This is a genomic window from Amycolatopsis minnesotensis (assembly GCF_039529815.1).
In the GTDB taxonomy this organism is placed as follows: domain Bacteria; phylum Actinomycetota; class Actinomycetes; order Mycobacteriales; family Pseudonocardiaceae; genus Amycolatopsis; species Amycolatopsis minnesotensis.
This window is the reverse complement of record NZ_BAAANN010000026.1, coordinates 90,946-116,090: the sequence shown is the minus strand read 5'-3', so window position 1 is coordinate 116,090 and position 25,145 is coordinate 90,946. Positions and strand designations below refer to the sequence as shown.

At 70.6% G+C, this 25,145-nt stretch carries 22 protein-coding genes; 12 read left to right on the top strand and 10 right to left on the bottom strand.

Translation table 11 applies throughout. The features are described from left to right. The first annotated feature begins 83 nt into the window (after positions 1 to 83). The 9 genes from ABD256_RS29125 (at position 84) to ABD256_RS29085 (ending at position 8,096) form a co-directional block, all read left to right on the top strand. On the top strand, positions 84 to 368 hold the full coding sequence (locus ABD256_RS29125; RefSeq protein ID WP_344425916.1) for an SAV_915 family protein: 285 nt from the start codon (positions 84 to 86) through the stop codon (positions 366 to 368). 135 nt (positions 369 to 503) lie between these two features. Further along, positions 504 to 2,300, top strand: coding sequence for an acetyl/propionyl/methylcrotonyl-CoA carboxylase subunit alpha (locus ABD256_RS29120; protein ID WP_344425913.1), 1,797 nt, complete (start codon positions 504 to 506; stop codon positions 2,298 to 2,300). A gap of 56 nt (positions 2,301 to 2,356) precedes the next feature. Beyond that, positions 2,357 to 2,956 (top strand): DUF1707 SHOCT-like domain-containing protein, encoded by a 600-nt coding sequence (locus tag ABD256_RS29115; protein WP_344425911.1) that lies wholly within the window; start codon positions 2,357 to 2,359, stop codon positions 2,954 to 2,956. A gap of 24 nt (positions 2,957 to 2,980) precedes the next feature. After that, entirely contained in the window at positions 2,981 to 3,343 is a 363-nt protein-coding gene (locus tag ABD256_RS29110; RefSeq protein WP_344425908.1) for a DUF1707 SHOCT-like domain-containing protein, read from the top strand. Between the two features lie 7 nt (positions 3,344 to 3,350). After that, positions 3,351 to 4,625 (top strand): sensor histidine kinase, encoded by a 1,275-nt coding sequence (locus tag ABD256_RS29105; RefSeq protein ID WP_344425905.1) that lies wholly within the window; start codon positions 3,351 to 3,353, stop codon positions 4,623 to 4,625. Continuing rightward, positions 4,622 to 5,242, top strand: a complete 621-nt coding sequence (locus ABD256_RS29100) for a response regulator (protein ID WP_344425902.1) — start codon at positions 4,622 to 4,624, stop codon at positions 5,240 to 5,242. Before ABD256_RS29105 ends, ABD256_RS29100 begins: the two co-directional genes overlap by 4 nt. A gap of 17 nt (positions 5,243 to 5,259) precedes the next feature. Continuing rightward, positions 5,260 to 5,790 (top strand): GNAT family N-acetyltransferase, encoded by a 531-nt coding sequence (locus ABD256_RS29095; RefSeq protein ID WP_344425899.1) that lies wholly within the window; start codon positions 5,260 to 5,262, stop codon positions 5,788 to 5,790. Then, a complete protein-coding gene (locus ABD256_RS29090; protein ID WP_344425897.1) occupies positions 5,787 to 7,235 on the top strand; it encodes a class I adenylate-forming enzyme family protein in 1,449 nt (482 codons plus the stop codon). The genes ABD256_RS29095 and ABD256_RS29090 overlap by 4 nt, the downstream gene beginning before the upstream one ends. Before the next feature lie 54 nt (positions 7,236 to 7,289). Next, positions 7,290 to 8,096, top strand: coding sequence for an SMP-30/gluconolactonase/LRE family protein (locus ABD256_RS29085; protein WP_344425894.1), 807 nt, complete (start codon positions 7,290 to 7,292; stop codon positions 8,094 to 8,096). Positions 8,097 to 8,154: 58 nt separating this feature from the next. Here ABD256_RS29085 and ABD256_RS29080 read toward each other — a convergent pair whose 3' ends face one another. Further along, positions 8,155 to 9,843 (bottom strand): glycerol-3-phosphate dehydrogenase/oxidase, encoded by a 1,689-nt coding sequence (locus ABD256_RS29080; protein WP_344425971.1) that lies wholly within the window; start codon positions 9,841 to 9,843, stop codon positions 8,155 to 8,157. Between the two features lie 263 nt (positions 9,844 to 10,106). Here ABD256_RS29080 and ABD256_RS29075 point away from each other — a divergent pair, with 263 nt between their 5' ends. Both ABD256_RS29075 and glpK read left to right on the top strand, forming a co-directional pair. Further along, on the top strand, positions 10,107 to 10,856 hold the full coding sequence (locus ABD256_RS29075; protein ID WP_344425890.1) for an MIP/aquaporin family protein: 750 nt from the start codon (positions 10,107 to 10,109) through the stop codon (positions 10,854 to 10,856). A gap of 34 nt (positions 10,857 to 10,890) precedes the next feature. Beyond that, complete coding sequence (glpK, locus tag ABD256_RS29070; RefSeq protein ID WP_344425887.1) at positions 10,891 to 12,402, top strand: glycerol kinase GlpK; 1,512 nt, start codon at positions 10,891 to 10,893, stop codon at positions 12,400 to 12,402. A gap of 927 nt (positions 12,403 to 13,329) precedes the next feature. Here the strand turns inward: glpK and ABD256_RS29065 are convergent. From ABD256_RS29065 to ABD256_RS29050, 4 genes are all read right to left on the bottom strand, one after another. Beyond that, entirely contained in the window at positions 13,330 to 14,055 is a 726-nt protein-coding gene (locus tag ABD256_RS29065; protein WP_344425884.1) for a hypothetical protein, read from the bottom strand. A 151-nt stretch (positions 14,056 to 14,206) separates the two neighbouring features. Continuing rightward, entirely contained in the window at positions 14,207 to 14,851 is a 645-nt protein-coding gene (locus tag ABD256_RS29060) for a class F sortase (RefSeq protein ID WP_344425881.1), read from the bottom strand. Positions 14,852 to 15,186: 335 nt separating this feature from the next. After that, the gene (locus ABD256_RS29055; protein ID WP_344425879.1) at positions 15,187 to 15,666 is read right to left on the bottom strand and encodes a hypothetical protein; all 480 of its coding nucleotides are present in this window, start codon (positions 15,664 to 15,666) and stop codon (positions 15,187 to 15,189) included. A gap of 95 nt (positions 15,667 to 15,761) precedes the next feature. After that, on the bottom strand, positions 15,762 to 17,165 hold the full coding sequence (locus ABD256_RS29050) for an NAD(P)H-quinone dehydrogenase (protein ID WP_344425876.1): 1,404 nt from the start codon (positions 17,163 to 17,165) through the stop codon (positions 15,762 to 15,764). Between the two features lie 122 nt (positions 17,166 to 17,287). On the opposite strand from ABD256_RS29050, the gene ABD256_RS29045 reads away from it, so the two are divergent. Next, positions 17,288 to 17,752, top strand: coding sequence for a gamma-glutamylcyclotransferase family protein (locus tag ABD256_RS29045; RefSeq protein ID WP_215547709.1), 465 nt, complete (start codon positions 17,288 to 17,290; stop codon positions 17,750 to 17,752). A 298-nt stretch (positions 17,753 to 18,050) separates the two neighbouring features. On the opposite strand, the gene ABD256_RS29040 is transcribed toward ABD256_RS29045, so the two are convergent. The 5 genes from ABD256_RS29040 to ABD256_RS29020 all read right to left on the bottom strand — a co-directional run bounded on the left by ABD256_RS29040 (position 18,051) and on the right by ABD256_RS29020 (position 25,116). After that, a complete protein-coding gene (locus ABD256_RS29040) occupies positions 18,051 to 19,370 on the bottom strand; it encodes a M20 family metallopeptidase (protein ID WP_344425869.1) in 1,320 nt (439 codons plus the stop codon). 263 nt (positions 19,371 to 19,633) lie between these two features. Next, positions 19,634 to 19,954 carry a hypothetical protein gene (locus ABD256_RS29035; RefSeq protein ID WP_344425866.1) on the bottom strand — a complete coding sequence of 107 codons (321 nt, stop codon included), beginning with the start codon at positions 19,952 to 19,954 and terminating at the stop codon, positions 19,634 to 19,636. Between the two features lie 73 nt (positions 19,955 to 20,027). Then, positions 20,028 to 21,023: a methylmalonyl Co-A mutase-associated GTPase MeaB gene (gene meaB, locus ABD256_RS29030; RefSeq protein ID WP_344425863.1), complete on the bottom strand. Its 996-nt coding sequence runs from the start codon at positions 21,021 to 21,023 to the stop codon at positions 20,028 to 20,030. Between the two features lie 2 nt (positions 21,024 to 21,025). After that, positions 21,026 to 23,197: a methylmalonyl-CoA mutase gene (gene scpA / locus ABD256_RS29025; protein WP_344425860.1), complete on the bottom strand. Its 2,172-nt coding sequence runs from the start codon at positions 23,195 to 23,197 to the stop codon at positions 21,026 to 21,028. After that, on the bottom strand, positions 23,197 to 25,116 hold the full coding sequence (locus ABD256_RS29020; protein ID WP_344425857.1) for a methylmalonyl-CoA mutase family protein: 1,920 nt from the start codon (positions 25,114 to 25,116) through the stop codon (positions 23,197 to 23,199). The genes scpA and ABD256_RS29020 overlap by 1 nt, the downstream gene beginning before the upstream one ends. Positions 25,117 to 25,145 lie beyond the last annotated feature (29 nt).

The window sequence follows — 25,145 nt, the reverse complement described above, 5'->3', positions numbered from 1 at the left end:
CCACCGCGGGTGGGTCCGGCGCCACGGCCAAACCCACATGAGCGAACGCGAGGTAGCACTGCGTACACGTCTATGTTGGGAACGTGACGAATCCCTCGCTTCCCCCAGTCCTCTACGTGCCGACCGCCCGACCGAGCGCGCGCGGTGACGACACCGCCGTCGAGCTGCGCCGGACGGACGACGGCCGCACCGCCCTGCTCGCCTATTCCGCACTGGACCGGCTGGTCGACTGCTGCGGTGAAGGCCAGCCGTGGGTGTTGCTGGCCACCGAGAACCTGCCGAAGATCCACGAACGGCTGGCCTACGACGTGATCTTCCTCGACACCGAGCTCCCGGAGAACCTTCGCCACCCGGTGCAACCCGGATGAATCGCATCCCTGAATCGCCCTGCGGTGAGACGCCTCTCACCGCAAACGGCGGGTTGTGTCCGTAAACTGCGGCGAGGCCGACGCGCTGGGGTGCGCGCCGACGCCAAGAGGCTTACGACACAGGAGGTAAGGGGCGTGCCCGAACAGGCCAGTGCGAGCCAGGGAGGACCGGTCACCAAGGTCCTCGTCGCCAACCGCGGTGAAATCGCGGTGCGCGTGATCAGAGCGGCCAAGGACGCGGGCATCGCCAGCGTCTCGGTGTACGCCGATCCCGACCGGGACGCCCCGCACGTCCGCCTCGCCGACGAAGCGTTCGCGCTCGGGGGCACCACGGCCGCCGAGAGCTACCTGGTGATCGACAAGCTCCTCGACGTGGCGAAGCGCTCGGGCGCCGACTCCGTGCACCCCGGTTACGGCTTCCTCTCCGAGAACTCGGACTTCGCGCAGGCCGTCATCGACGCGGGCCTGACCTGGATCGGGCCGAGCCCGTCGGCGATCAGGGACCTCGGGGACAAGGTCACCGCGCGCCACATCGCGCTGCGCGCGGGTGCCCCGCTGGTGCCCGGCACGAAGGAACCGGCACAGGGCGCCGAAGAGATCGTCGCGTTCGCCGAGGAACACGGCCTCCCGGTCGCGATCAAGGCCGCGTTCGGCGGTGGCGGGCGCGGCCTGAAGGTCGCCCGCACGATCGAAGAGATCCCGGAACTGTTCGAATCCGCGACGCGGGAAGCGGTCGCCGCCTTCGGCCGCGGTGAATGCTTCGTCGAGCGCTACCTCGACAAGCCGCGGCACGTCGAGGCGCAGGTGCTGGCCGACCACCACGGCAACGCGATCGTCGTCGGCACGCGCGACTGCTCGCTGCAGCGACGCCACCAGAAGCTGGTCGAGGAGGCGCCCGCGCCGTTCCTGACCGACGAGCAGCGCGCCACCATCCACTCCTCGGCGAAGGCCATCTGCAAGGAGGCCGGGTACTCCGGCGCCGGTACGGTCGAGTACCTGGTCGGCACGGACGGCACCATCTCGTTCCTCGAGGTCAACACGCGGCTGCAGGTCGAGCACCCGGTGTCCGAGGAGACCACGGGCATCGACCTGGTCCGCGAGATGTTCCGGATCGCGCGCGGCGAGCCGCTGCGGTTCAGCGAGGACCCCGAGCCGCGCGGGCACTCGTTCGAGTTCCGCATCAACGGCGAGGACGCGGGCCGCGGCTTCCTGCCCGCGCCGGGCACGGTGACCTCGTTCGTCGCGCCGAGCGGGCCCGGCGTCCGGGTGGACTCCGGGGTCGAGTCCGGCAGCGTGATCGGCGGCCAGTTCGACTCGATGCTGGCGAAGCTGATCGTGACCGGCTCCGACCGGGACAACGCGCTCGAGCGCAGCCGCCGCGCGCTCGACGAGATGGTCGCCGACGGCCTCGCGACGGTGCTGCCGTTCCACCGCGTGATCGTGCGCGACGAGGCGTTCATCGGTGACGGCAAGTCGTTCGCGGTGCACACGCGCTGGATCGAGACGGAGTTCGACAACCAGATCGAGCCGTACGTCGCCGAGGGCGCGGAAGCCGGCGAAGAGGAGCCGCGCCAGAACGTGGTCGTCGAGGTCGGCGGGCGCAGGCTCGAGGTGTCCCTCCCCGGCGGGCTCGCGCTCGGGGGTGGCGGCGCGGCACCCGGCGCGGCTAAGGCCAAGCCGCGCAAGCGGGGCGGCGGGGCGAAGACCGCGGTCAGCGGCGACGCGGTGACCGCCCCGATGCAGGGCACCATCGTCAAGGTCGCGGTGGAAGAGGGCCAGCAGGTCGAGGCCGGTGCGCTGATCGCCGTGCTCGAGGCGATGAAGATGGAAAACCCGGTCACCGCACACAAAGCGGGCACCGTCACCGGGCTTTCGATCGAGGTCGGCAGCGCGGTGACGCAGGGCTCGGCGCTGCTCGAAATCAAGGATTGACGCGAACGGCACGGATGTCACGGGTACCCGGTGCCGTTCGGATCTACTATTGAGGGGTGAACGAGGTCCCCTCCGAACAGCTCCGGGTCAGCGACACCGACCGTGAGTCCGCCCTGCAGGCGCTGGGCGAGCACATGAGCGTCGGCAGGCTGACTCTGGACGAGTACGGCGACCGGTCGGCGAAGGTCACCGCGAGCAAGACGCGTGGCGACCTCGCCGAGGTCTTCGCCGACCTGCCCGCGCCCCATCCGGTGTTCGACGGTGCGAAGGCGGCGGGCACACCGCCGCCGCCCCCGCAGCAGGCCGTGGCCGAACCGGCACCCGCGGCGCCGAACTCGCCTGCCGAGTGGTCGGATCGGCCGCTGGTGCAGCGGCTCACCGCGGCCGCGGTACCCGTTTCGGCGCTGGTCGCCGTCGGCCTGTTCCTGGCGTCCGGCGCGTGGCTGTGGTTCCTGCTTCCCGTCGTGCTCACCATGGTCGGCGGCGGCCTGTGGGACCAGGACTGGCGTGACCGGGGCAGCGCCCGCCGCCGCGAGCGCCACGACTGGCATCGGGAGATGCGGAGCTCGATGTACGAGGCGCGCCGCGAGATGCGGGACGCGCACCGCCAGATGCGGCACCACCACCGCGACTGGCGCCGCGATTTCAGGGGCTGACCGGTGCCGGGTGACGCGTCGCGCATGAGGCTGTCCGACGCCGAGCGCGAAGAAGCGATGGAGGTGCTCTCCGAACACGTCCGCACCGGCAGGCTCAACCTGACCGAGTTCACGGACCGCTCGGAGCGGGTCACCGCCGCGAAGACCCGCCGCGACCTCCAGCCGGTGTTCGACGACCTGCCCGCGCCGTATCCGAGCGCGCTGGCCACGGCCGGTGCCACGGCCGCGACCGGGGCCACCGCGCCGACCCGGCGGTTCGTGCCGGGGATCATCCCGATCGCACTGGTCGCGGCCGCGGCGCTGATCTTCATCACCCGGAACCCGTTCCTGGCCGGGGTCGTCGCGCTCGGGCTGGTGGCCTACCTGTCGACGCGGGCCCGCCGGTGACGTGCCGATGCTGGGCGTAGTACCGGGCGGCAGCGGGCCCGCCGGCGGGCCGCACGCGAAGATCGAGCGCGTCGCCGCCCCCGTGTTCACCGCCGTGGGGCTGGTCGCGCTCGCCGTGACGACGCTGTGGGCCGGGCTGTCCGACGACTCCCCGCCCGGGCACTGGCCCGGCACGCTCGCGATCGCGGGCGGTACCGCGGTCTGGCTGCTGGGCATGCTCTGGGCGTTCCCGAACCGCGAGCGCCACCGCGTCCTGGTCGGCTCGTACTTCGTCGTTTTGCTGGCGTTCGGCGCGCTCCTGCTGACCCGCGACGACGTCTACAACGCGTTCCTCTCGGTGGGCTACCCGTTCGCGTTCGCGCTGTTCACCGCGCGGGTGAGCATTTTCGCGGTCGCGCTGACCGCGGTCACGCCGTTGCTGACGCGGGCCGGCCTCGGCACGATGGCGGACTCGCCGCTGTGGGTGATCCTGGTGTCCGTGGTGGGCCCGCTGCTCTACGCCGCGTACTGGGTCGGCAGGGAGAACGACCAGCGCCGCAAGGCGAACGACCAGCTCGCCGAGAGCAACCGCAAGCTGGAGACGGCGCTCGAAGAAAACGCCGAACTGCAGGCGCGGCTGCTGGCAGGCGCCCGCGAGGCCGGTGTCCTCGACGAGCGGCAGCGGATGGCGCGCGAAATCCACGACACGCTGGCGCAGGGCCTCACCGGGATCATCACGCAGCTGCACGCCGCGGACCGGGCGCGCGACGATCCCGAGCGCTGGCAACGCCATCTGGACCAGGTGCACGCGCTGGCCAAGGAAAGCCTGTCCGAGGCGCGCCGGTCGGTGCGGGCGATGCGCCCGGAACCCCTTGCCGCGGCCCGGCTTCCCGACGCGCTCGCCGAGCTGACGCGGCGGTGGTCCGAGTCCTCCGGCGTGCCCGTCGCGGTCGAAGCGACCGGTGAGCCGCGCTCGTTGCTGCCGGAGCTGGAGATCACGGTGTACCGGGTGGCGCAGGAAGCGCTCACGAACATCGAAAAGCACGCCCGCGCGAAGAAGACCGGCGTCACTCTGTCCTATTTGGATGATGTGGTGCTGCTCGACGTGCGCGACGACGGCGACGGGTTCACCCCCGGCGAGTGCGCGCCCGCGCGCGACGGCAGCGGATTCGGCCTCGAAGGCATGCGCCAGCGCGTCGCGCGGGTGGGTGGCACCGTCGTCGTGGAAAGCTCTCCCGGCGAAGGCACCGCGGTGAGCGCCCAGATTCCCGCGATCCCGGCCGAACGAGGAGAACCGCAGTGATCAGGCTGATCATCGCCGACGATCATCCGATCGTCCGGGACGGACTGCGCGGCGCGTTCACCGGCGAGGACGACATCGAGGTGGTCGCCGAGGCGGCGAACGGCGCGGAAGCGCTGTCGATGACCGCCGCGTACCGGCCCGACCTGGTGCTGATGGACCTGCGGATGCCCGTGGTGGACGGGGTGAGCGCGATCAGGAAGCTCGCCGAGACCGCGCCGGGCGTGCGGGTGCTTGTGCTCACCACGTTCGATTCCGAGGCCGACGTGCTGCCCGCGGTGGAGGCGGGCGCGACCGGGTACCTGCTGAAGGACGCGCCGACCGCGGAACTGCTGCGCGCGGTCCGGACCGCGGCCACCGGCGAGTCGGTGCTGTCGCCGTCGGTGGCGGGCAAGCTGATGGGGCAGGTGCGCAGGCCCGCGCAGGGCACGCTGACGAAACGCGAACTGGAAGTGCTGAAGCTGGTCGCCGGCGGCGCGAGCAACAAGGCGGCGGCCGCGAAGCTGTTCATCAGCGAGGCCAGCATCAAGACCCACCTGCTGCACATCTACGCGAAGCTCGAGGTGCGGGACCGCGCGGGCGCGGTCGGTGAGGCATATCGCCGCAAACTCCTCGGCTGAACGGCTAAGGTCGGCTCGTGGAGCATGTCGAGATCAACGCCGGTGAGTTCTACTTGCGACAGTTGCGCGCCGACGACCTGATGGACGACCGGCCCGCGCTGGTGGAAGCGTTCACCGATCCCGTGTTCCGCCGGTTCGAACCGAAACTGGCGGTCACCACGCTCGACGAGGCCGGGGCCTACATCGTGCGACGGGACGCCGAATGGGCAGGCGACCAGCGGTACGCGTGGGCGATCGCGGAGCCGACGACCGGTGCGCTGCTCGGCGAAACCGGGATCAAGAACCTGGACCTGGCGGCGGGCACCGGCGAGGCGGCGATCTGGTTGCACCCGGCCGCGCGCGGTCGCGGTGCCGCGACCGTTTCACTCGGCGCGGTGCTGCGGTTCGCCTTTGGCGCGGTCGGGCTGACCGAGATCCGCTACCTGCACTCCGAAGCCAACTCCGCGTCCCGCGCGGTCGCGGAGCGCTGCGGGTTCAGCTACGACGGCCTGTTCGGCGAAGACATGCCGGGACTCGGCCGCGGCGTGCGCTGGGTGCTGACCGCATGAGCAGCTTCTTCCTCGGCAGGGTGCTGGAAACCATCGAGTCCGGTGGCGACCGGATCGCGTTCCGCGGTCACGGCGGCGAACTGTCCTATGCGGACGCCGGGAAGGTGCTGCGGCGGCTGCACGCGTCGTTCGGCGTCGAACCGGGCGAGGTCGTCGCGCTCGTCGGCGGGAACCGGCCGGAGACGCTGCTGGCGCAGTTCGCGATCCAGCTCTCCGGTGCGAGCGTGCTGCTCGTCGGCGCGTCGAGCAGCACCCCCGACCGGCTCGCCATGGTGGAGGGCGCCGGGGTGAGCACGCTCGTGGTGGACCCGGAGCGGGAGAACGCCGCCGAGCTGGCCGCCTCGGCAGGCCCGGCACGCGTGCGCCAACTCGGCTATGCGGCTGATCTCCTTGCCGCTCAAGGGGAATCACCGTTCGAACTGCCGGATTCGGTGCGCGTGATCTTCCCGTCCGGCGGCACCACCGGGGTGCCCAAGCTCATCGCGCACACCGGGATGTACGACGGGATCGCGCACATCTTCCCCTGGGAGCCGCACGCGGGAAACCGGATTCTCGTGGTCGCGCCGCTGTCGCACATGACCGGCAACGCGGGCGCGCTCGGCGGTTTCCTGCGCGGCGATCTGGTGGTGCTGTACGAAAAGTTCGACGCGGGCGCGGTACTGCACGCGATCGAAACCGAGGGGCTCACACACCTTTCCCTCACCCCGCCTCGATTGTCGGCACTGCTCGACCATCCCGGCCTCGCCTCGACCGACCTGAGCAGCGTCCGCTCGCTCTCGCTCGGCGCGAGCCCGCTGCCACCGGCACGGCTGAGCCAGGCACTCGAAGTGTTCGGCCCGGTCGTCGGCCAGGGGTACGGCCTCACCGAGAACCCCGTGGTCGCCACGATCGCGGCCGCGGACTTCGACGGCCACCCGCACCGGCTCGCTTCGGTGGGCCGGATCGCGCCCGGCAGCGAGGCGAAGATCGCCGGGGGTGGCACCGAGATCGGCGAGGTGCTCGTCCGCGGACTGGCCACGATGGACGGCTACTTCGGACAGCCGGAGCTGACCGCGGCCGCGTTCACCGAGGACGGCTGGCTGCGCACCGGCGATCTCGGCCGGTTCGACGAGGACGGCTACCTGTACCTGCTCGACCGCACCGACGACGTGATCGTCACCGGCGAGCACGGCACCAAGGTGTACTCGACGGTGGTCGAGCACGCGCTGCTGGAACACCCGCGCGTCGAAGAAGCCGCCGTGTTCGGTGTGGACGATGGCGAGCACCGGCTCGTGCACGCCGTGGTGGTGGCGCGCGAGGTCACCGAAGCGGAGTTGCGCGCCTTCCTGCTGACCCATTTCGGCGCCGGGCACTTCGTCCCGAAGCGGATCGCCTTCGCCGACCGGCTGCCGCTCACCGGCATCGGCAAGGTCGACAAGAAAAAGCTGCTGGCGATGTCGAAATAGCGCGAACGGCTACTACGTCTCCAGTGAGAACGCACTTCGAACCCTGGAGAAGACATGCTGGAAGTCAAGGATTTCCTCACCGGCCGCGGCGTCACCGAATCGCCCCGCTGGCACGACGGCAGGCTGTGGTTCGCCGACTGGGGCACGCACCAGGTGCTCGCGGCGTCGCCGGACGGCACGGTCGAGGTGATCGCCGACGGCCCCGAAACGCCCTTCTGCCTCGATCACACACCGGACGGGAAACTGCTCGTGATCACCGGGCCCGCGCTGGTGCGCCACGACCCGGAACCGGTGGTGCACGGCGACTTGAGCGGCTACTCGGCGCCGAACGACATCGCCGTGGACGGCCGCGGCAACGCCTACGTCGGCGATGTCGCGTTCGAATTCCCGATGGGCGAATTCGTGCCGGGCAGCATCGCGCTGGTGACCCCGGACGGCACCGTGCGGCGCGTCGCCGACGGGATGGCCTTCCCGAACGGCATGGTCGTCACCCCGGACGGCACCACGGTGATCGTCGCCGAATCCTTCGCGAACCGGCTCACCGCGTTCGACATCGAGGCCGACGGAAGCCTGTCGAACCGGCGGGTGTGGGCCGATCTCGGCGACGGCGTCCCGGACGGCATCTGCCTGGACGCCGATGGGGCCGTCTGGTACGCGGACGTGCCGAACAAGCGGTGCGTCCGCGTCCGCGAAGGCGGCGAAGTCCTAGAACGGATCGAGCTGACTCAGGGCTGCTTCGCGTGCGCGCTCGGCGGCGACACCCTGTACCTGCTCACCGGCGACATGCCGCGCGGCCCCTTCGGCGACGAACCGCGCACGGGCCGCATCCTCACCGCCACCGCCCCTTCCCCCGGCGTCTGAGCATCCGGGGGTCCGCGCCTTGCCCTGAAAGGCGTCTTCAGGGCAAGGCGGGAAGACCTCAGCCGAGGCCGGAGCGTGCTTCCGGGGCGGCCTTGCGCCGCGCGTCGGCGGCTTCGTCGTTCGGTTCGGTCTGCGATTCGCGCTCGGCCCGCACGCGCGCGTTGTAGATCTCGACCTCGCGCGCGGCCGTCTCGGAGGACCAGCCGAGCACCTCGCCCACCAGGCCGGCGACCTGCTCCGCGCAGTCGACGCCGCGGTGCGGGTACTCGATGGAGATCCGGGTCCGCCTCGCCAGCACGTCCTCGAGGTGCAGCGCGCCCTCGTGGCTCGCCGCGTAGACGACCTCGACGGCGAGGTAGTCCGGCGCCGATTCGAGTGGCTTGAGCAGCTCGGGCCTGCCGTCGGCGAGCGCGAGCACCTCGTGCACGAGCGAGCCGTACCGGTCGAGCAGGTGCCGGACCCGGTACGGGTGCAGGCCGTGCTGCCCCGCCAGGTGGTCGGCCTGGTTGACCAGCGCGTGGTAGCCGTCGGCACCGATCAGCGGCACCTTGTCGGTGATGGACGGCTGGGTGCGGCCGGGCAGGTCCGGCGCGGCCGCGTCGACGGCGTCGGCGGCCATCACGCGGTAGGTCGTGTACTTTCCGCCCGCGATCGCGACGAGCCCCGGTGCCACGCGCGCGACGGCGTGCTCGCGGGACAGCTTCGACGTCTCTTCGCTCTCCCCCGCGAGCAGCGGGCGAAGCCCCGCGTAGACGCCCTCGATGTCGTCGTGGGTGAGCGGGGTGGCGAGCACCGAGTTCACGTGCTCGAGCAGGTAGTCGATGTCGTGCTTGGTCGCCGCCGGGTGCGCGAGGTCGAGGTTCCAGTCGGTGTCGGTGGTGCCGACGATCCAGTGGTTGCGCCACGGGATCACGAACAGCACGGACTTCTCGGTGCGCAGGATCATCCCGGACTCGGACACGATCCGGTCGCGCGGGACGACGATGTGCACGCCCTTGCTGGCCCGCACCCGGAACCGGCCCCTGCTGCCGGAAAGGCTCTGCAGCTCGTCGGTCCACACCCCGGTGCAGTTGATCACCGCGTTGGCGCGCACCTCGGTCTCGCGGCCGTCCTCGACGTCGGCGATCCGCACACCGGAGATCCGGTCGGCCTCGCGGAGGAACCCGGTCACCTTGGTCGAGTTGCGGACCACGGCGCCGTAGTGCGCGGCGGTGCGGGCGACGGTCATGGTGTGGCGCGCGTCGTCGGACTGCGCGTCGTAGTAGCGGATACCGCCGATGAGCGCGTCGCGCTTGAGCGCGGGCACCATGCGCAGCGCACCCGCCCTGGTCAGGTGCTTCTGGCCGGGCACCGACCTGGCGCCGCCCATCGTGTCGTACATCAGCAGCCCGGCCGCGGTGTAGGGCCGCTCCCACACGCGGTGGGTCAGCGGGTACAGGAAGCTGACCGGTTTCACCAGGTGCGGCGCGATCAGGGTGAGCATCAGCTCCCGCTCCCGCAGCGCCTCCCTGACCAGTCCGAATTCGAGCTGTTCGAGGTACCGCAGGCCGCCGTGGAAGAGCTTGCTCGACCGGCTCGAGGTCCCGGACGCCAGATCACGCGATTCGACGAGCGCCACCCGCAGGCCGCGGGTCGCCGCGTCGAGCGCGGTGCCGGCCCCGACGACGCCGCCCCCGATCACCACCAGATCGAAGGATTCCTTGCCGAGCCGCTGCCACGACTCCTCCCGTGCGGACGGGCCCAGCATCGCCGGGTTGCTCACCTCAGTCACCTGTGTTCCTCCTCGATCCGCCTTACCCGACCAGCATCGCACGTCCGGCCGTTGCCGCATCCCGGCGACGCGGTCCGTGTGACATACGAGTCGCGTTCACGCGAAATTGCGGCACCCGGCTCCTGGAATGATCACCAACCGGCAAGTAACGTTCCCCCGGACGTGGGTCAGCAACGGTGCCGATGCGCGCGGTAGCCGACCCTGCGCCCAGAGTGTGTCCAGTGTGGAGGGACGGCGGTATGAACGCGGGTTCGATATTCCTGTGGGAGATGTTGGGCACGGCCGTGCTGATTCTCCTCGGCAACGGCGTGGTCGCGAACCACGTGCTGAGGAAGAACAACGGGCACGGCGGCGGGCCGTTGTTCGTCAACATCGGCTGGGGCTTCGCCGTGTTCGCGGGCGCGAGCATCGCGAATCCGAGCCAGGCGCATCTGAATCCCGCCGTGACGATCGGCCTCGCCGTCGCGGGGAAGACCGAGTGGTCGGATGTGCCGATCTACATCCTCGCGCAGATGGTCGGCGCGATCATCGGCGCGATCCTGTGCTGGGCCACCTACAAACTGCAGTTCGACGATCACCCGGTGGTGGAAGAAACCCTCGGTGTGTTCTCGACCGCGCCGCAGATCCCGAACAAGGTGTGGAACCTGGTTTCGGAGATCATCGGCACCTTCGTGCTGGTCGGCTGGATCCTGTTCACCCCGGCCGCGAAGATGGGCGAGCACGGCGTCCCGACGTTCGGCAACGGCGCGCTCGGCTACGCCGGTGTCGCCTTCGTCGTGCTGGTGATCGGCACCTCGCTCGGCGGCCCGACCGGGTACGCCATCAACCCCGCTCGCGACCTCGGCCCGCGCATCGCCTACGCGTTCATCCTGCCGTTGAAGCGCAAGGCCGACCCGAACTGGGGCTACTCGTGGGTCCCGGTCGTCGGCCCGATCATCGGCGGCGTGCTGGCCGCGCTGGTATTCCTCGTCTATCCGTCCGCCGCCTGATTTCGAAGCACCCTTCGAAGAAACCGGAGCACGCATGACCTCCTATGTAGCCGCCATCGACCAGGGCACCACCTCGACCCGGATGATGATCTTCAACCACTCCGGCCGGGTGGTCGCGGTCGACCAGCGCGAGCACGAGCAGATCTTCCCGAGGGCGGGCTGGGTCGAGCACAACGCCAACGAGGTGTGGGAGAACACCAGGGCGGTCGCGGCGGGCGCACTGGCCAAGGCGGACCTGCAGCCTGCCGACATCGTCGCGGTCGGCATCACCAACCAGCGCGAGACCGCGCTGGTGTGGGACCGCAAGACCGGCGAGCCGGTGTACAACGCGATCGTCTGGCAGGACACCCGCACCGACAAGATCGTCACCGAGCTGGGTGCGCTGGGCGGCGGGCAGGAGCGCTACCGCGCGAAGACCGGCCTGCCGCTGGCGACCTACTTCTCCGGCCCGAAGATCAAGTGGATCCTGGACAATGTGGACGGTGCGCGCCAGCGCGCCGAAGCGGGCGACCTGATCTTCGGCAACATGGACACCTGGGTGCTGTGGAACATGACCGGCGGCACGGACGGCGGCGTGCACGTCACCGACCCGACCAACGCCTCACGCACCCTGCTGATGGACCTCGACACCCTTTCGTGGGACGCCGAGATCGCCGCCGACATGGGCATCCCGCTGTCGATGCTGCCGGAAATCCGGTCGTCGTCGGAGGAGTACGGCAAGGTCCGCCAACGCGGCGCGCTGGCGGGCGTGCCGATCTCCGGCATCCTCGGCGACCAGCAGGCGGCCACGTTCGGCCAGGCCTGCCTTTCGCCCGGCGAAGCCAAGAACACCTACGGCACCGGCAACTTCATGCTGCTCAACACCGGCACCGAGAAGGTCCTGTCGGAGAACGGGCTGCTCACCACGGTCTGCTACAAGATCGGTTCGAACGACACGGTTTACGCGCTGGAAGGCTCGATCGCGGTCACCGGTTCGCTGGTGCAGTGGCTGCGCGACAACCTCGGCCTGATCGGGTCCGCGGCCGAGGTCGAGGAGTTCGCCAACACCGTCGACGACAACGGCGGCGCCTACTTCGTGCCCGCGTTCTCCGGTCTTTTCGCGCCGTACTGGCGTTCCGACGCGCGCGGCGCGATCGTCGGGCTCACCCGGTACGTCAACAAGGGCCACATTTCGCGCGCGGTGCTGGAGGCGACCGCGTTCCAGTCGCGCGAGGTGATCGACGCGATGAACGCCGACTCCGGGGTCCCGCTGAAATCGCTCAAGGTCGACGGCGGCATGGTCGTCAACGAGCTGCTCATGCAGTTCCAGGCGGACATCCTCGGCGTGCCGGTGATCCGGCCGGTGGTGAACGAAACCACCGCGCTCGGCGCCGCCTACGCCGCGGGGCTCGCCGTCGGGTTCTGGGAAAGCGAAGACGACATCCGCGCCAACTGGGCAAAGGACAAGCAGTGGGATCCGGCGATGGACGAGAAGCGCCGCGAATCCGAATACCGGAACTGGAAGAAGGCCGTCACGAGGACCTTCGACTGGGTCGAAGACGAATAGCACCGTCCACAACGGCCGGCCGTGAATGTTGCGGAGGTGGCCTTCGCTGGCTGCCCGGGTCCGGGCCGCATGCCCTGAAGGGCGCCTTCGGGGACTCTGCCGCCGCGAAGGCGCCCTTCGGGGCATGGTGAACCCCACCGTCTTCCTCGCGAACAGCGTGTTCGCGAGGAAGACCCCTGATAGCCACCATGACGGCAACGGGTGCCGTGACGGCCACCATGACTGCACCCGCAATGCCCGCCAGGCGCGCACGACACGGCCCACCGCCCGCCCATGCCCCGAAGGCGCCCTTCACGGCATCCAATTCCCCCAAGGCACCCTTCAGGGCATCAGCGCTGCCACGGCCCCTCACCGCGAAGGGTGAAATCGCGGCGTCAGATTCCCCGAAGGCGCCCTTCAGTCATCTGTGCCCCCTGGGCGGGGACGTCCTGCCAGGGGGAAATAGGGGCGCGCGCCTCCGCTGGAGGAGCGATCTCGCTGTGCCCGGCGAATCTGCTTATTTACGAGCCAGGGCATAGTGAACCCCGCCATTCCTCTCGCGAACAGCGTGTTCGCGAGAGGAAGTCCCCTGATGACCACCATGACGGCAACAGGTGCCGTGACGGCCACCATGACGGCACCCGCAATGCCCACCAGGCGCGCACGATACGGCCCACCGCCCGCCCATGCCCCGAAGGCGCCCTTCACGGCATCCCATTCCCCCAAGGCACCCTTCAGGGCATCAGCGCTGCCACGGCCCCTCCCCGCGAGGGGCGAAATCGCGGCGTCAGATTCCCCGAAGGCGCCCTTCCGGGCATGACCGCGCCCCGGAAGGCCCCATCACGGCGTCCTTCAGGGAATCCAGCCCAAGAGGGACCACCGCGAAGGCCGGGTCCCGGGCGCCCAATGCCGTCATGGTGGCTATCAGGGTCACCGGAAAGCGGTCCCTCAGTTGAGCGCGGCGAAGCTGCCGTCGCCGGTTTCCGGAGCGCCGGACGGGACGCGCGCGGTCTGCTTCACCGGCGGCGCCGGTGCTGTGGTGCCGCCGGAACCGGACACGGTGAAGCTGGCCGAGTAGGTGCGTTCGGGACAGGTGACCGACGCGGAGTGCTTGCCGGGCTTGGCGTTCGCCGCCACCGTCGCGCGCCAGTGCCGCGTGCCCGCGGTGACGAAACCGGTCAGCGCGGCCGACTCCGGCTTGGCCTTCGCGTTGTTCAGGCAGCCGGCCTCGACGTCCACCTGCTCCCCCGGTTTCGCCGACTTCGGGGACACGGTGATCCAGCCGCAGGAACCGGTCGACCCCGGCTCCAGGCGGCACTCCGAGCCGGTGACGGTGAAGGTCGCGGTGACCGGCGAACTCCAGTTCCGGCAGTGCATGGTTGCCGTGTAGGTACCCGGCTTGGCGACCACTTTGCCGGTGCCGGACGGGTCCTGCTGGCCGGTGCTCGTCTTGCCGAGCGTGATCGGGGCGGCGAAACCGGGTGAAGTGACCGGGCCGGCCGGGTCGGCGTTCACCGGGCAGTACCCGCTGACGGTGATCGCGCCGTTGACCGGTACCTGCGCGGGGCTCACCTTGAGCTCCGGCGGCCGGGTCGCGTTCGCCGTCGACGCCATGACCAGGCTTCCGGCGACCGCCAGCAGGCCGCCCGTCAGAATGATCCTTCGAATGTTCATCGCAATTCTCCTCCAGGCTGTGCTTCCACTGTGCACACTCACGAACGAGTGAAAAGGTTGCCTGGAAAGGAAAAATCAGCGATTCACTGGACTGTCCACAAGGGAATGACCGCCAGGACTGCGCACTGGCGGCCGTTGTCCCGTCCCGCGGCTATTCGAGCGTCGCGTAGACGATGACGTTGTCCCGGTAGCTGTGCGCGGCGTGGTCGAAACTGCCGCCGCAGGTGATGAGCCGGAGCTCCGGCGCGTCGGTGTCGCCGTAGACCGCGTCCGTCGGGAAGGTGTCCTTGGGCACCTGGTCGACCCGGCGCACCACGAACCGCGCCGTCGAACCGTCCTTTCGCGACACCGCCACCGCGTCGCCGGGTGCCAGTTCCTTGAGGCGGAAGAAGATTCCCGGCAGCTTGTTGCCGTCCACGTGCCCGAGCACCACCGCGGGCCCGGTCTCACCCGGCGTCGGGCCGTACCGGTACCAGCCCGCCTGCATCGGCTTGGACACCGGCGGCACCTCGACGGTGTCGTCCGCGTTGAGCCCGAGCGGGATCAGCGACGAATGCGCGCCGAGCCTCGGGATGTCGATGGCGGCCGGCTCCGAACGCGGCATCGCGTTCGTGGCGGGCTCCGTGGTTTCCGGCGGCTTGGCCTGCGCGGTCGGCGGCGGTGCCGCCGTCGCGGCACCGTCGTCGTGCTGGGTGAGCAGCACCACGATCGCGGCCAGTGCGGCGGCCACGATCACCGCCACCACGCCGATCAGGGCACGCCTGCGCCCCGCGACCTGCTTTTCCGCTGTGGGCATGCGCTTCCTCCCTGGCTCATTGTTCACCACGCCGCTCGGGCCGTCCGGGTTGCCACGGCACCCGGATCGGGGCACACCGGGGTGGACCTGCCCGTCCGCCGCACGGCCGTCGAACCCGGCTCCGGCTTCCCCGCGCAGGTGATCCGCACGGCGATCTCCCCGTGGAAAGGACAGACGGACATCCCCGAATGAAGTGATTCCGGCGCTTCCCGTGCGTCTCACCGACGAAGACGCCGAAGACGCCGAAGGCGGCCGAAATGCTCCGCTGAAAACAAGAAAGCCGCCGGGAGGAAACATCCTCCCGGCGGCTTCGCGTGCCGTGTCAGCGTGCCGTGTCAGCGCGCGGTGCCCCCGCCGCCGGCCTTCGCCGCGCCGCGCGGCACGGCATGCACCTGCTTGGCGTGCACGACGAACGTGGTGGTGGACCGCTGCCCCACGCAGTCCAGGGTGAGCGGATAGGTGCCGGGCGGGGTCCCCGGCGCGAGCTTCGCGGTGGCGGTGAGGTTGCCGGGCGCGCTCACCAGCTGCACGTAGCTGTAGTCGCTGAAAGTCAGCACCGGTGAGGAGAACTTCGCGCCTGCCGGTGCGTTCAGCGTCGTGGACCCCGGCGCGAGGCAGCCGCCGAGCGCGAGGTTGTCGTCGTCGTTCTGGTAGTTCCCGACCCGCCCGATGGTCACCGCGGTGTCCGCGTTCAGCTGGACCTTGCCCGCCCACTCCGGCTGCCCCGGCTGGTCCGGTTCCCCGGCCTGGCCGGTCCCCGCTGCCGCCAGCAGCGCCGCCCCGACCGTCAGCGCCGCCACGACCACGTTCTTCATCCGCACTGGTGTTCCACCCCGTGTTGCTCTTGTCCCGACGCCAGGAAGACGTCCCGGAATGCGCCAGGTTGCCTGCGGGGCATCGGCGCCCGATCTCAGTCCAGATCGTCGTGGCGCATGAGCTGGCGGCCTGCCTCGGTGATGGAGCCCGACAGCGACGGGTACACCGAGAACGTGAGCGCGAGGTGCTCGACGGTGAGCTGGTTCTGCACGGCCAGCGCGATGGGGAGGATCAGCTCGCTCGCGGTCGGCGCCACCACGACTCCGCCGACGACCACACCGGTGGCCGGGCGGCAGAAGAGCTTCACGAATCCGCGGCGCAGGCCCTCCATCTTGGCCCTGGCGTTCGTGGCGAGCGGCAGCATGATGGTGCGGGCGGGGACCTCGCCCGAGTCGATGGCCTGCTGGCTGATGCCGACGGTGGCGATCTCGGGGTGGGTGAACACGTTCGCGGCGACCGTCTTGAGCTTGATCGGGGCGACGCCCTCGCCGAGCGCGTGCCACATCGCGATCCGGCCCTGCATGCTGGCGACCGACGCGAGCATCAGCACCCCGGTGCAGTCCCCGGCGGCGTACACGCCGGAAACGGCGGTGCGGGATACCCTGTCGACGGTGATGAACCCGCCCGGCCCCGGCTCGATGCCGACGCGTTCGAGGCCGATGTCGCCGGTGTTCGGGATCGAGCCGACGGTCATCAGCGCGTGGCTGGCCTCGATCTGCCTGCCGTCGGCGAGGTGCACCAGTACACCGTCGGCGGTGCGCTCGACGCGGTCCGCGCGGGCGCGCTTGGCGACGGTGGTGCCGCGCTGGGAGAACACCTCTTCGAGCACCGCGGCCGCGTCGGCGTCCTCGTGCGGGAGCACCCTGTCCCGGCTGGAGACGACGGTGACCTTGACGCCCATCTCGGTGTAGGCGGAGGCGAACTCGGCGCCGGTGACGCCGGACCCGATGACCACGAGGTGCTCCGGCAGTTCCGGCAGGTCGTAGAGCTGCCGCCAGTCCAGGATCCGCTCGCCGTCGGGCACCGCGCCGGGCAGCACCCTCGGCGTGGCACCGGTGGCGATCAGCACGACGTCGGCGTCGACCACGCTCTGCTCGCCGGTCATCCGGGTGATCGCGACCTTGTGCGTGGCGAGGCCCGCTTCTTCGTCGCAGAACCGCGCCTCGCCGATGATCAGGTGCACGCCTTCGCGCTGCAGCCTGGCCTTGATGTCGGCGGACTGCGCCAGCGCGAGGCCCTTGACCCTGCCGTGCACGGTGCGCAGGTCGATGCTGGTGTCCGCGAGGTCCGTGGTGATGCCGAGCTCGCTGAGGCCGTGCATGTTCGCCCGGGCGCCGGAGGAGGCGATGAACGTCTTCGACGGGACGCAGTCGTAGAGGACGCAAGCGCCGCCGAGGCCGTCACGCTCGACCACGGTGACGTCCGCGCCGTGCTGCGCGGCCACCAGTGCGGCCTCGTAACCGGCAGGTCCGCCACCCATGATCACGATCCTGGTCACCTGCTGCTCCTCCTGTTCGCGGCCCTGCGCCAACCGTACGCGGGCGGAATTTCGTCCGGTTGGGTGGCCGGACACCCCCGGTACGTCCCTTCGGGCGACGCCTCGGTCGCTAGGCTGTGCCCGTGCCGTTGTATGCCGCGTACGGATCCAACATGGAGCCCGCCCAGATGATGGAGCGTGCCCCGCATTCACCGATGGCGGGGACCGGCTGGCTGGAAGGCTGGCGGCTGACCTTCGGCGGCGAGGACATCGGCTGGGAAGGCGCGCTCGCGACCATCGTCGAAGACCCCGGCTCACGGGTGTTCGTGGTGCTCTACGACGTCACCACGCTCGACGAGGACGGGCTCGACCGCTGGGAAGGCGGCGAGCTGGGCATGCACAACAAGATCCGGCTGCGGGTGCAGACCATGGACGGCTCGGTGCTGGCGTGGCTGTACGTCCTCGACGCCTACGAGGGCGGCCTGCCCTCGGCCCGCTACCTCGGCGTGCTCGCCGACGCCGCCGAAGCCGCCGCGGCGCCCGCGGACTACGTCGACGCGCTGCGGACCCGCCCCTGCCAGGGCATCGGCCCCGAAGGCCGCGCCTGAAGCCGCGCCCGCCCGCTATGCCCCGAAGGATGCTCCCAAAGGGTGAGGTTCGCCGCGCATTCCCTGAAGGGGCCCTCGGCGGGCTCCCCGCCTCCGCTACCCATCTCACCGGAATCGACGCGCACACATCACGGTGACCTTCGGGGCGGGCAACGCGGAGTGAACCGGCAGGGCACGGCGGCGGAACATTTGGAACGCGGTTGTCCACAATTGGGGACAACTCACTCGACCTGTGGACAAGTGGAAGCCGCGCACCCCGAGTGGTGACTCGGGGTGCGCGGACGGGAGGGGCGCGCGGTCAGGCGAGTGCGGCCAGCGCGATGTGCACCATGGTGCGGGTGCCGGCGAGCAGGGCGCGCTCGTCCAGCTCGAAGGTGGGCTGGTGGATGTCCCGCATGGCGCCCTCGCCCGGCCAGACGCCGAGGCGGGCGAACGCGCCGGGGACGTGTTCGAGGTACCAGCCGAAGTCCTCGCCGCCGGAGGACTGCTCGGTGCTGGTCAGCGCCGTATCGCCGAGCGCGGCTTCGACGCCGGCGCGCAGCAGGTGCGTGCTGTCCTCGTCGCTGACGACCGGCGGCACGCCCCGGCGGTAGTCGAGCGAGAACCCGACCCCGGTCGGCGCCAGCAGCGATTCCACCGAGGACGCGACGAGCGGCTCCAGTTCGCTCCACACGCGGTGGTCGGCGGTGCGCAGCGTGCCGCGCAGCAGGCCGTCCTGCGGCACCGCGTTCGCCGCCTCGCCCGCGTGCACCGCGCCCCATACGAGCACGGTGCCCGAGCGCGGGTCGACGCGGCGGGACAGCACCGCGGGCAGCGAGGTGATGACGGTGCCGAGCGCGTGCACCAGGTCCGCGGTGAGGTGCGGGCGCGAGGTGTGCCCACCGGGCGAGGTGAGCCGCAGCTCGATCAGGTCGGCGGCCGAGGTGAGCGCGCCGACCCTGGTGCCCACCTTGCCGACCTCGACGCGCGGGTCGCAGTGCAGCCCGAAGATCCGGTCGACGCCCTCCATCGCACCGGCCGCGATCGCGTCGAGCGCGCCACCGGGCATGACCTCCTCGGCGGGCTGGAAGATCAGCCTGATCCGGCCGGGCAGTTCCGGCGCGGACGCCAGCGCCATCGCGGCGCCGAGCAGGATCGAGGTGTGCGCGTCGTGCCCGCAGGCGTGCGCCACACCGTCCACAGTAGACGAGTACGGCAGGCCGGTCGCCTCGGTGAGCGGCAGCGCGTCCATGTCGGCGCGCAGCGAGACACAGGTGGGTCCGGAGCCGATGTCGCACAGGACACCGGTGCCGCCGGGCAGCACGGAGGGCTTGAGCCCTGCCGAGCGGAGCACGCTGACGACGAGTTCGGTCGTGCCGTACTCGCGACGGGACAGTTCGGGATGCGAGTGGATGTGGCGGCGCCACGCCACCACATCCGCCGCGTTGTCCCGCAGCCACTCGTCGAGCCAGTACGGACCGCGGCCGGCGCCCAGATCGTGCACAGGTGCCATGCTGACGCCGCCGGAGGTGATCAGCGCGTCGGACTGCCCGATCGTGGCAGCGGCGGCGCCGGCCGCGCTCTCGTGGGAACCGCTGGGATCGCCGGGGATCTCGGGCCGTGAGTCCAGCACCGTCACGCCACACCTCCGTCCACACCGGGTACACCGAACGCAGTCATGGCACGGGGTGCGCACCTGGTCACGGTTCGTCGGGTGTTGATTGTCGTAAGCATTTGCAGACAATCGTGCACCATGCGGGCGGCAGGAACGCCCCGAACGGCGGTCGCGCTAGACGGCCGGTAGTGGATCTGCGTTGAACGGCTGTGCGGAATTCGGCCAGGCTGTAACCGGCGGACCGGCCAGGGCCGGAAGGCCCTGCTCGCCCGTGGCCTGGTCCTTCGCTAGCCGTTCTTCTCCGCGCGGCTGCGGATCCTGCGGCCCCACACGACGATCACCAGCAGCACCGCCGCGATCACGCCGATGATCACCTTGTTCTTCGTCTTGTCGGCGTTCGCCTGGCTGTTCTGGGCCGGATCGATCTTCGGTCCCTGCGGCGCGGCGGGCGGCGCGGTGGACGGTGTCGCGGGGGGCGGCGCGGCGACGGCCGCCGCCACCGGCGGTGGCGCGGCGGCCGCGGGAGCGGCGCACACCGTCGCGGAGCACAGCGCCAGCAGCGCCCCCAGCACCATCGCGGGCACTGCCGCCCGCACCTTCGTGGTCACCCGTTCCTCCCCGCTGCGCCGAAACCGGTGCCAGTCTGCCTTGTCGCGCACAATCCGTCAGCCGCCAACCGCTTCACGGCGTGGCGCCGCCGGAAAACGCGTCCAGAACGCGCTGGGCGGCGAGCGTCGGGGTCAGTTCGCCGTCGCGCACGGCCCGTTCGACCTCGGGCACCACCGCGCGGACGTCCGGGTGCGCGCCGAGCCTGCCGAGCAGTTGCTCGCGCACCATCGCCCAGGTCCAGTCCACCTGCTGCTGACGGCGCTTCCCCGCCAGGTCGCCCGATTCGTCCAGGGTGTCCCGGTGCCGCTGGACCTGCTGCCACACCGTGTCCAGGCCGACGTCGTGCAGCGCGCTGCAGGTGAGCACCGGCGGCGTCCAGGCGGCATCGGGGCCGTAGATCATGCGCAGCGCGCCGGAAAGCTCGCGGGCGGCACGGCGCGCGTCGCGCTCGTGGTCGCCGTCGGCCTTGTTCACCGCGATCACGTCGGCGAGTTCGAGCACGCCCTTCTTGATGCCCTGCAACTGGTCGCCGGTGCGCGCCAGGGTCAGGAACAGGAAGCAGTCGACCATGTTCGCGACGGTCACTTCGGACTGTCCGACCCCGACGGTCTCCACCAGCACGATGTCGTACCCGGCGGCCTCCATCAGCACGATCGTCTCGCGCGTCGCGCGCGCGACCCCGCCGAGCGTGCCCGAGGTGGGCGACGGCCGGATGAACGCGCCGGGATCGACCGCGAGGCGCGCCATCCTGGTCTTGTCGCCGAGGATGCTGCCGCCGGTCCGCGTCGACGACGGGTCGACGGCGAGCACGGCGACGCGGTGTCCCTGCCCGGTGAGGTCGACGCCGAGCTGGTCGATGAATGTCGACTTGCCGACACCGGGCACGCCGGTGATCCCGAGCCGGTAGGCCCCGCCCGCGTGCGGCAGCAGTTCGACGAGCAGCTCCTGCGCCCGCGCGCGGTGGTCCTCGCGATGGGACTCGACCAGCGTGATCGCCTTCGACAGCACGCCCCGGTCGCCCGCGAGCACGCCCTTGGCGTACGCGGCGACGTCGATGTTCCGCGCCACGTTCAGGACTCTTGCGCGATGAGCTGGTCGAGCAGGTTGATCGCGGCGTCCGCGATCACGGTGCCCGGCCCGAAGATGGCCGCCGCGCCCGCCTCGCGCAGCGCGTCGTAGTCCTGCGGCGGGATCACGCCGCCGACCACGACCATGATGTCGGACCGGTCCAGCTCGGCCAGTTCGGCGCGCAGCGCGGGCACGAGCGAAAGGTGTCCCGCGGCCAGCGACGAGACGCCGACGATGTGCACGTCCGCCTCGACCGCTTGGCGCGCGACCTCGGCCGGGGTGGAGAAGAGCGGGCCGACGTCGACGTCGAAACCGATGTCGGCGAACGCGGTCGCGATCACCTTCTGCCCGCGGTCGTGCCCGTCCTGGCCCATCTTCGCGACCAGGATGCGCGGCCGCCGCCCCTCGACCTCGGCGAAGGACTCGACGCGCTCCCGTGCCTGTTCCACGTTCTTCGCCTTCCCGACCTCGTCGCGGTAGACGCCGGAGATGGTCCTGATCTGCCCGGAGTGCCGTCCCCAGATCCGCTCCAGCGCGTCGGAGATCTCCCCGACGGTGGCCTTCGCGCGCGCCGCGTCGATGGCCAGCTCCAGCAGGTTCCCGTCGGCCTCGGCGCCCGCGGTCAGCCGCCGCAACGCGTCCTCGGTGGCCTCGGTGTCCCGTTCCTCCCGCAGCCTCCGCAGCTTTTCGAGCTGCTGCGCGCGGACATCGGCATTGTCCACTTTGAGCACTTCGATCTGCTCGTCGTCGCCGGTGACCTGGTACTTGTTGACGCCGATCACGGGCTGGCGGCCGGAGTCGATGCGCGCCTGGGTGCGCGCGGCGGCCTCTTCGATGCGCAGCTTCGGGATACCGGCGTCGATCGCGCGCGCCATCCCGCCCGCGGCCTCGACTTCGCTGATGTGCGCCCACGCCTTGCGCGCGAGGTCGTAGGTGAGCTTCTCGACGAACGCGCTGCCGCCCCACGGGTCGATCACGCGCGTGGTGCCGGATTCCTGCTGCAGCAACAGCTGCGTGTTGCGCGCGATGCGCGCGGAGAAGTCCGTCGGCAGCGCGAGCGCCTCGTCGAGCGCGTTGGTGTGCAGCGACTGGGTGTGGCCCTGCGTCGCCGCCATCGCCTCGACGCAGGTGCGGGTCACGTTGTTGTAGACGTCCTGCGCGGTCAGCGACCAGCCGGAGGTCTGCGAATGCGTCCGCAGCGAAAGGGATTTCGCGGACTTCGGGTCGAACTGCTTGACGAGCTTCGCCCACAGCAGCCGCGCCGCGCGCAGCTTGGCGACCTCCATGAAGAAGTTCATCCCGATCGCCCAGAAGAACGACAGCCTCGGCGCGAACTTGTCGACGCCGAGCCCCGCGTCGACACCGGCGCGGATGTACTCGACGCCGTCCGCGAGGGTGTACGCCAGTTCGAGATCGGCGGTCGCCCCCGCCTCCTGCATGTGGTAGCCGGAGATCGAGATCGAGTTGTACTTCGGCATGCGCTGGGACGTGTAGGAAAAGATGTCCGAGATGACCCGCATCGACGGCTGCGGCGGGTAGATGTAGGTGTTGCGGACCATGAACTCCTTGAGGATGTCGTTCTGGATGGTCCCGGCCAGCTTCTCCGCGCCGACGCCCTGCTCCTCCGCGGCGACGACGTAGAGCGCGAGCACCGGCAGCACGGCGCCGTTCATAGTCATCGACACGCTCATCCTGTCCAGCGGGATGCCGTCGAAGAGCTGGCGCATGTCGTAGATGGAGTCGATCGCGACACCGGCCATGCCGACGTCACCGGTGACGCGCGGGTGGTCGGAGTCGTAGCCGCGGTGAGTGGCGAGGTCGAAGGCGACCGAAAGGCCCTTCTGGCCAGAGGCAAGGTTGCGTCGGTAGAACGCGTTCGACTCGGCCGCGGTGGAGAACCCGGCGTACTGGCGGATGGTCCACGGCTGGTTCACGTACATCGTCGGGTAGGGCCCGCGCAGGAACGGCGGCATCCCCGGGAAGGTGCCGAGGAAGTCCACTTCGGACAGATCGGCCGCGGTGTAGACCGGCTTGACGCCGATCCCCTCCGGGGTTTCCCACGCCAGCGCGTCGGCTCCCTTGCCGGTGCTGGCGTGCAGCGCTTCGGCCCACGCGGCGGCGTCGGACGGCTCCGGGGTACCGAGTTCGACGTCGGCGAAGTTCGGGATGGCCATCACTTGACTCCCAGCGTTTCCAGTGTGCTCGTCAGCACGGCGAGTGCGTCGCAGCCGGTGAAGACGTATCCGGCGATCGCCTCGTACCCGCCCGGTTTTCCGGCCAGCAGCACGGATTCCGCGCCCGCGTCGCGCAGCGCGGCCGCGGCTTCGGCGGCCTGTTCGCCGTAGGACCGGTCGCTGCCGCAGAGACAGGCCGCGGTGGCGCCGCTGTCCCGATAGGCCCGCACCACGTCGTCGACGGTTTCCGTCGCGCCGGGGTTGACCGGTTCGATGCCACCGGCCTGGAAGAGGTTGGCGGCGAACGTCGCGCGCGCGGTGTGCGCGGCGACCGGGCCGAGGGTGGCGAGGAAGATCTTCGGCCTGGCCCCGTGTTCGGCGAGGTGGGCGTCGGAACGGTCGCGCAGCGCCTCGTAGTCCGCCGCGTGGCGCAGCTTCGGCAGTCCGTCCGCATTGGACGGTGCGGGCGCTTCGGCAGGACGGGTCACGGTTTTCTCGTCGAGCATCGGGAACTCGCTGACCCCGGTGATCGGGTCCTTCCGGGTGGCGATCCGCTTGCGCCGCGCTTCGGCGGTGGCGGCGAGTTCGCCGGCGAGCTTGCCGGAGTCCAAAGCGGACTCGATCCCGCCCGCGCGCTCGATCCCGGTGAACTCGCGCCAGGCCGCGGTGGCGAGCGAATCGGTGAGGTTCTCGACGTACCACGAGCCGCCCGCGGGGTCGATCACCTCGGCCAGTTTGGACTCTTCGAGCAGGATCGCGCTGGTGTTGCGGGCGATCCGCCGCGCGAAGCCGTCGGGCTGCCCGAGCGCGGAGTCGAACGGCAGCACGGTGACCGCGTCCGCACCGCCGACCCCGGCGCCGAAACAGGCGACGCAGGTGCGGAGCATGTTCACCCACGGGTCGCGGCGGGTGAGCATCGCGGGCGAGGTGACCGCGTGCTGGCGCATGCCGCGCGCGGCCGTGCTCGCACCGGAGACTCCTGAGACTTCCAGGACCCTCGCCCACAACCGCCGAGCCGCGCGGAACTTCGCGATGGTCAGGAACTGGTCCGCGGTGGCGGCGAACCGGAACTCCAGCCGCGCGGCCGCCTCGTCGACGCCGAGCCCGGCCTCGGTGAGCGCGCGCAGGTACGCGACGCCCGCCGCGACCGTCGCGCCGAGCTCCTGCGCGTCCGAGCCACCGGCCTCGTGGAAGGGCAGCCCGTCCGCGACGAGCGTGCGCAGTCCCGGATACCGGGGCGAAAGGCGCGCGGCCAGCTCGGCGGCCGGTGCGAGATCGTGCGCGGCCCCGGTGGCGGCGCGCAGGCCGATCGGGTCGGCACCGATGTTGCCGGTCACCGCGCTGGCCGGGATCTCCCGGTCGGAGAACACTTCGAGCAGCGCCGTCGCGGCGGCCTCGTAGTCCTCGCCCGGTTCGAGCACCACCGGGGCGAGTTCGAGGTACACCTCGTTGAGGGCTTCGGCGAGGGAGCCGACGGGCAGCGCGGCGCCGCCGACGCGGAGCCACACCGAGGTCGCACCGCCTTCGAGATCGGCGAGCACGGCCTTGTTGGTCTTCGCCGGGTCCGCGGCACCGTGCCGGACCCGCACGTCCCAGCCGGTGCCGACCAGTCCCTCCGGGCGCGCGCCGCGGGTGAACGGCGGCAGCCCCGGATACCCGGCGGGCGGCGCGGCTTCGCCGGCGGTGTACAGCGGCTGGATCTCGATGCCGTCGTAGGTCTTGGACGCCAGCAGCGTCTCGGGATTTCCCTCGAAGCCTTCGGGCAGGGCACCGCTCTTGCCGAGCACCCCGGCCACCAGCTCGCGCCACTGCGCCTTAACCGGCGAGGGGAACTCGGCGGCGAGAGTCAGCTCGTCGGGTACCTCGCGCTCGGCGCCCGCCCGGGCGGAGGTGTCACCTGGCGTCCCTGCCTGTGTCATGCCTGTCGATGTTAGAGCCCTCCACGGCG

Excerpts from the sequence above, each read along its gene's own strand:
- ABD256_RS29075 (WP_344425890.1), top strand. The coding sequence starts at position 10,107 with ATGAACGCGGGTTCGATATTCCTGTGGGAGATGTTGGGCACGGCCGTG.
- scpA (WP_344425860.1), bottom strand. The coding sequence starts at position 23,197 with ATGGCCATCCCGAACTTCGCCGACGTCGAACTCGGTACCCCGGAGCCG.
- ABD256_RS29065 (WP_344425884.1), bottom strand. The coding sequence starts at position 14,055 with ATGAACATTCGAAGGATCATTCTGACGGGCGGCCTGCTGGCGGTCGCC.
- ABD256_RS29060 (WP_344425881.1), bottom strand. The coding sequence starts at position 14,851 with ATGCCCACAGCGGAAAAGCAGGTCGCGGGGCGCAGGCGTGCCCTGATC.
- ABD256_RS29080 (WP_344425971.1), bottom strand. The coding sequence starts at position 9,843 with ATGCTGGGCCCGTCCGCACGGGAGGAGTCGTGGCAGCGGCTCGGCAAG.
- ABD256_RS29110 (WP_344425908.1), top strand. The coding sequence starts at position 2,981 with ATGAGGCTGTCCGACGCCGAGCGCGAAGAAGCGATGGAGGTGCTCTCC.
- ABD256_RS29085 (WP_344425894.1), top strand. The coding sequence starts at position 7,290 with ATGCTGGAAGTCAAGGATTTCCTCACCGGCCGCGGCGTCACCGAATCG.
- ABD256_RS29090 (WP_344425897.1), top strand. The coding sequence starts at position 5,787 with ATGAGCAGCTTCTTCCTCGGCAGGGTGCTGGAAACCATCGAGTCCGGT.
- ABD256_RS29055 (WP_344425879.1), bottom strand. The coding sequence starts at position 15,666 with ATGAAGAACGTGGTCGTGGCGGCGCTGACGGTCGGGGCGGCGCTGCTG.
- ABD256_RS29020 (WP_344425857.1), bottom strand. The coding sequence starts at position 25,116 with ATGACACAGGCAGGGACGCCAGGTGACACCTCCGCCCGGGCGGGCGCC.
- glpK (WP_344425887.1), top strand. The coding sequence starts at position 10,891 with ATGACCTCCTATGTAGCCGCCATCGACCAGGGCACCACCTCGACCCGG.
- ABD256_RS29105 (WP_344425905.1), top strand. The coding sequence starts at position 3,351 with ATGCTGGGCGTAGTACCGGGCGGCAGCGGGCCCGCCGGCGGGCCGCAC.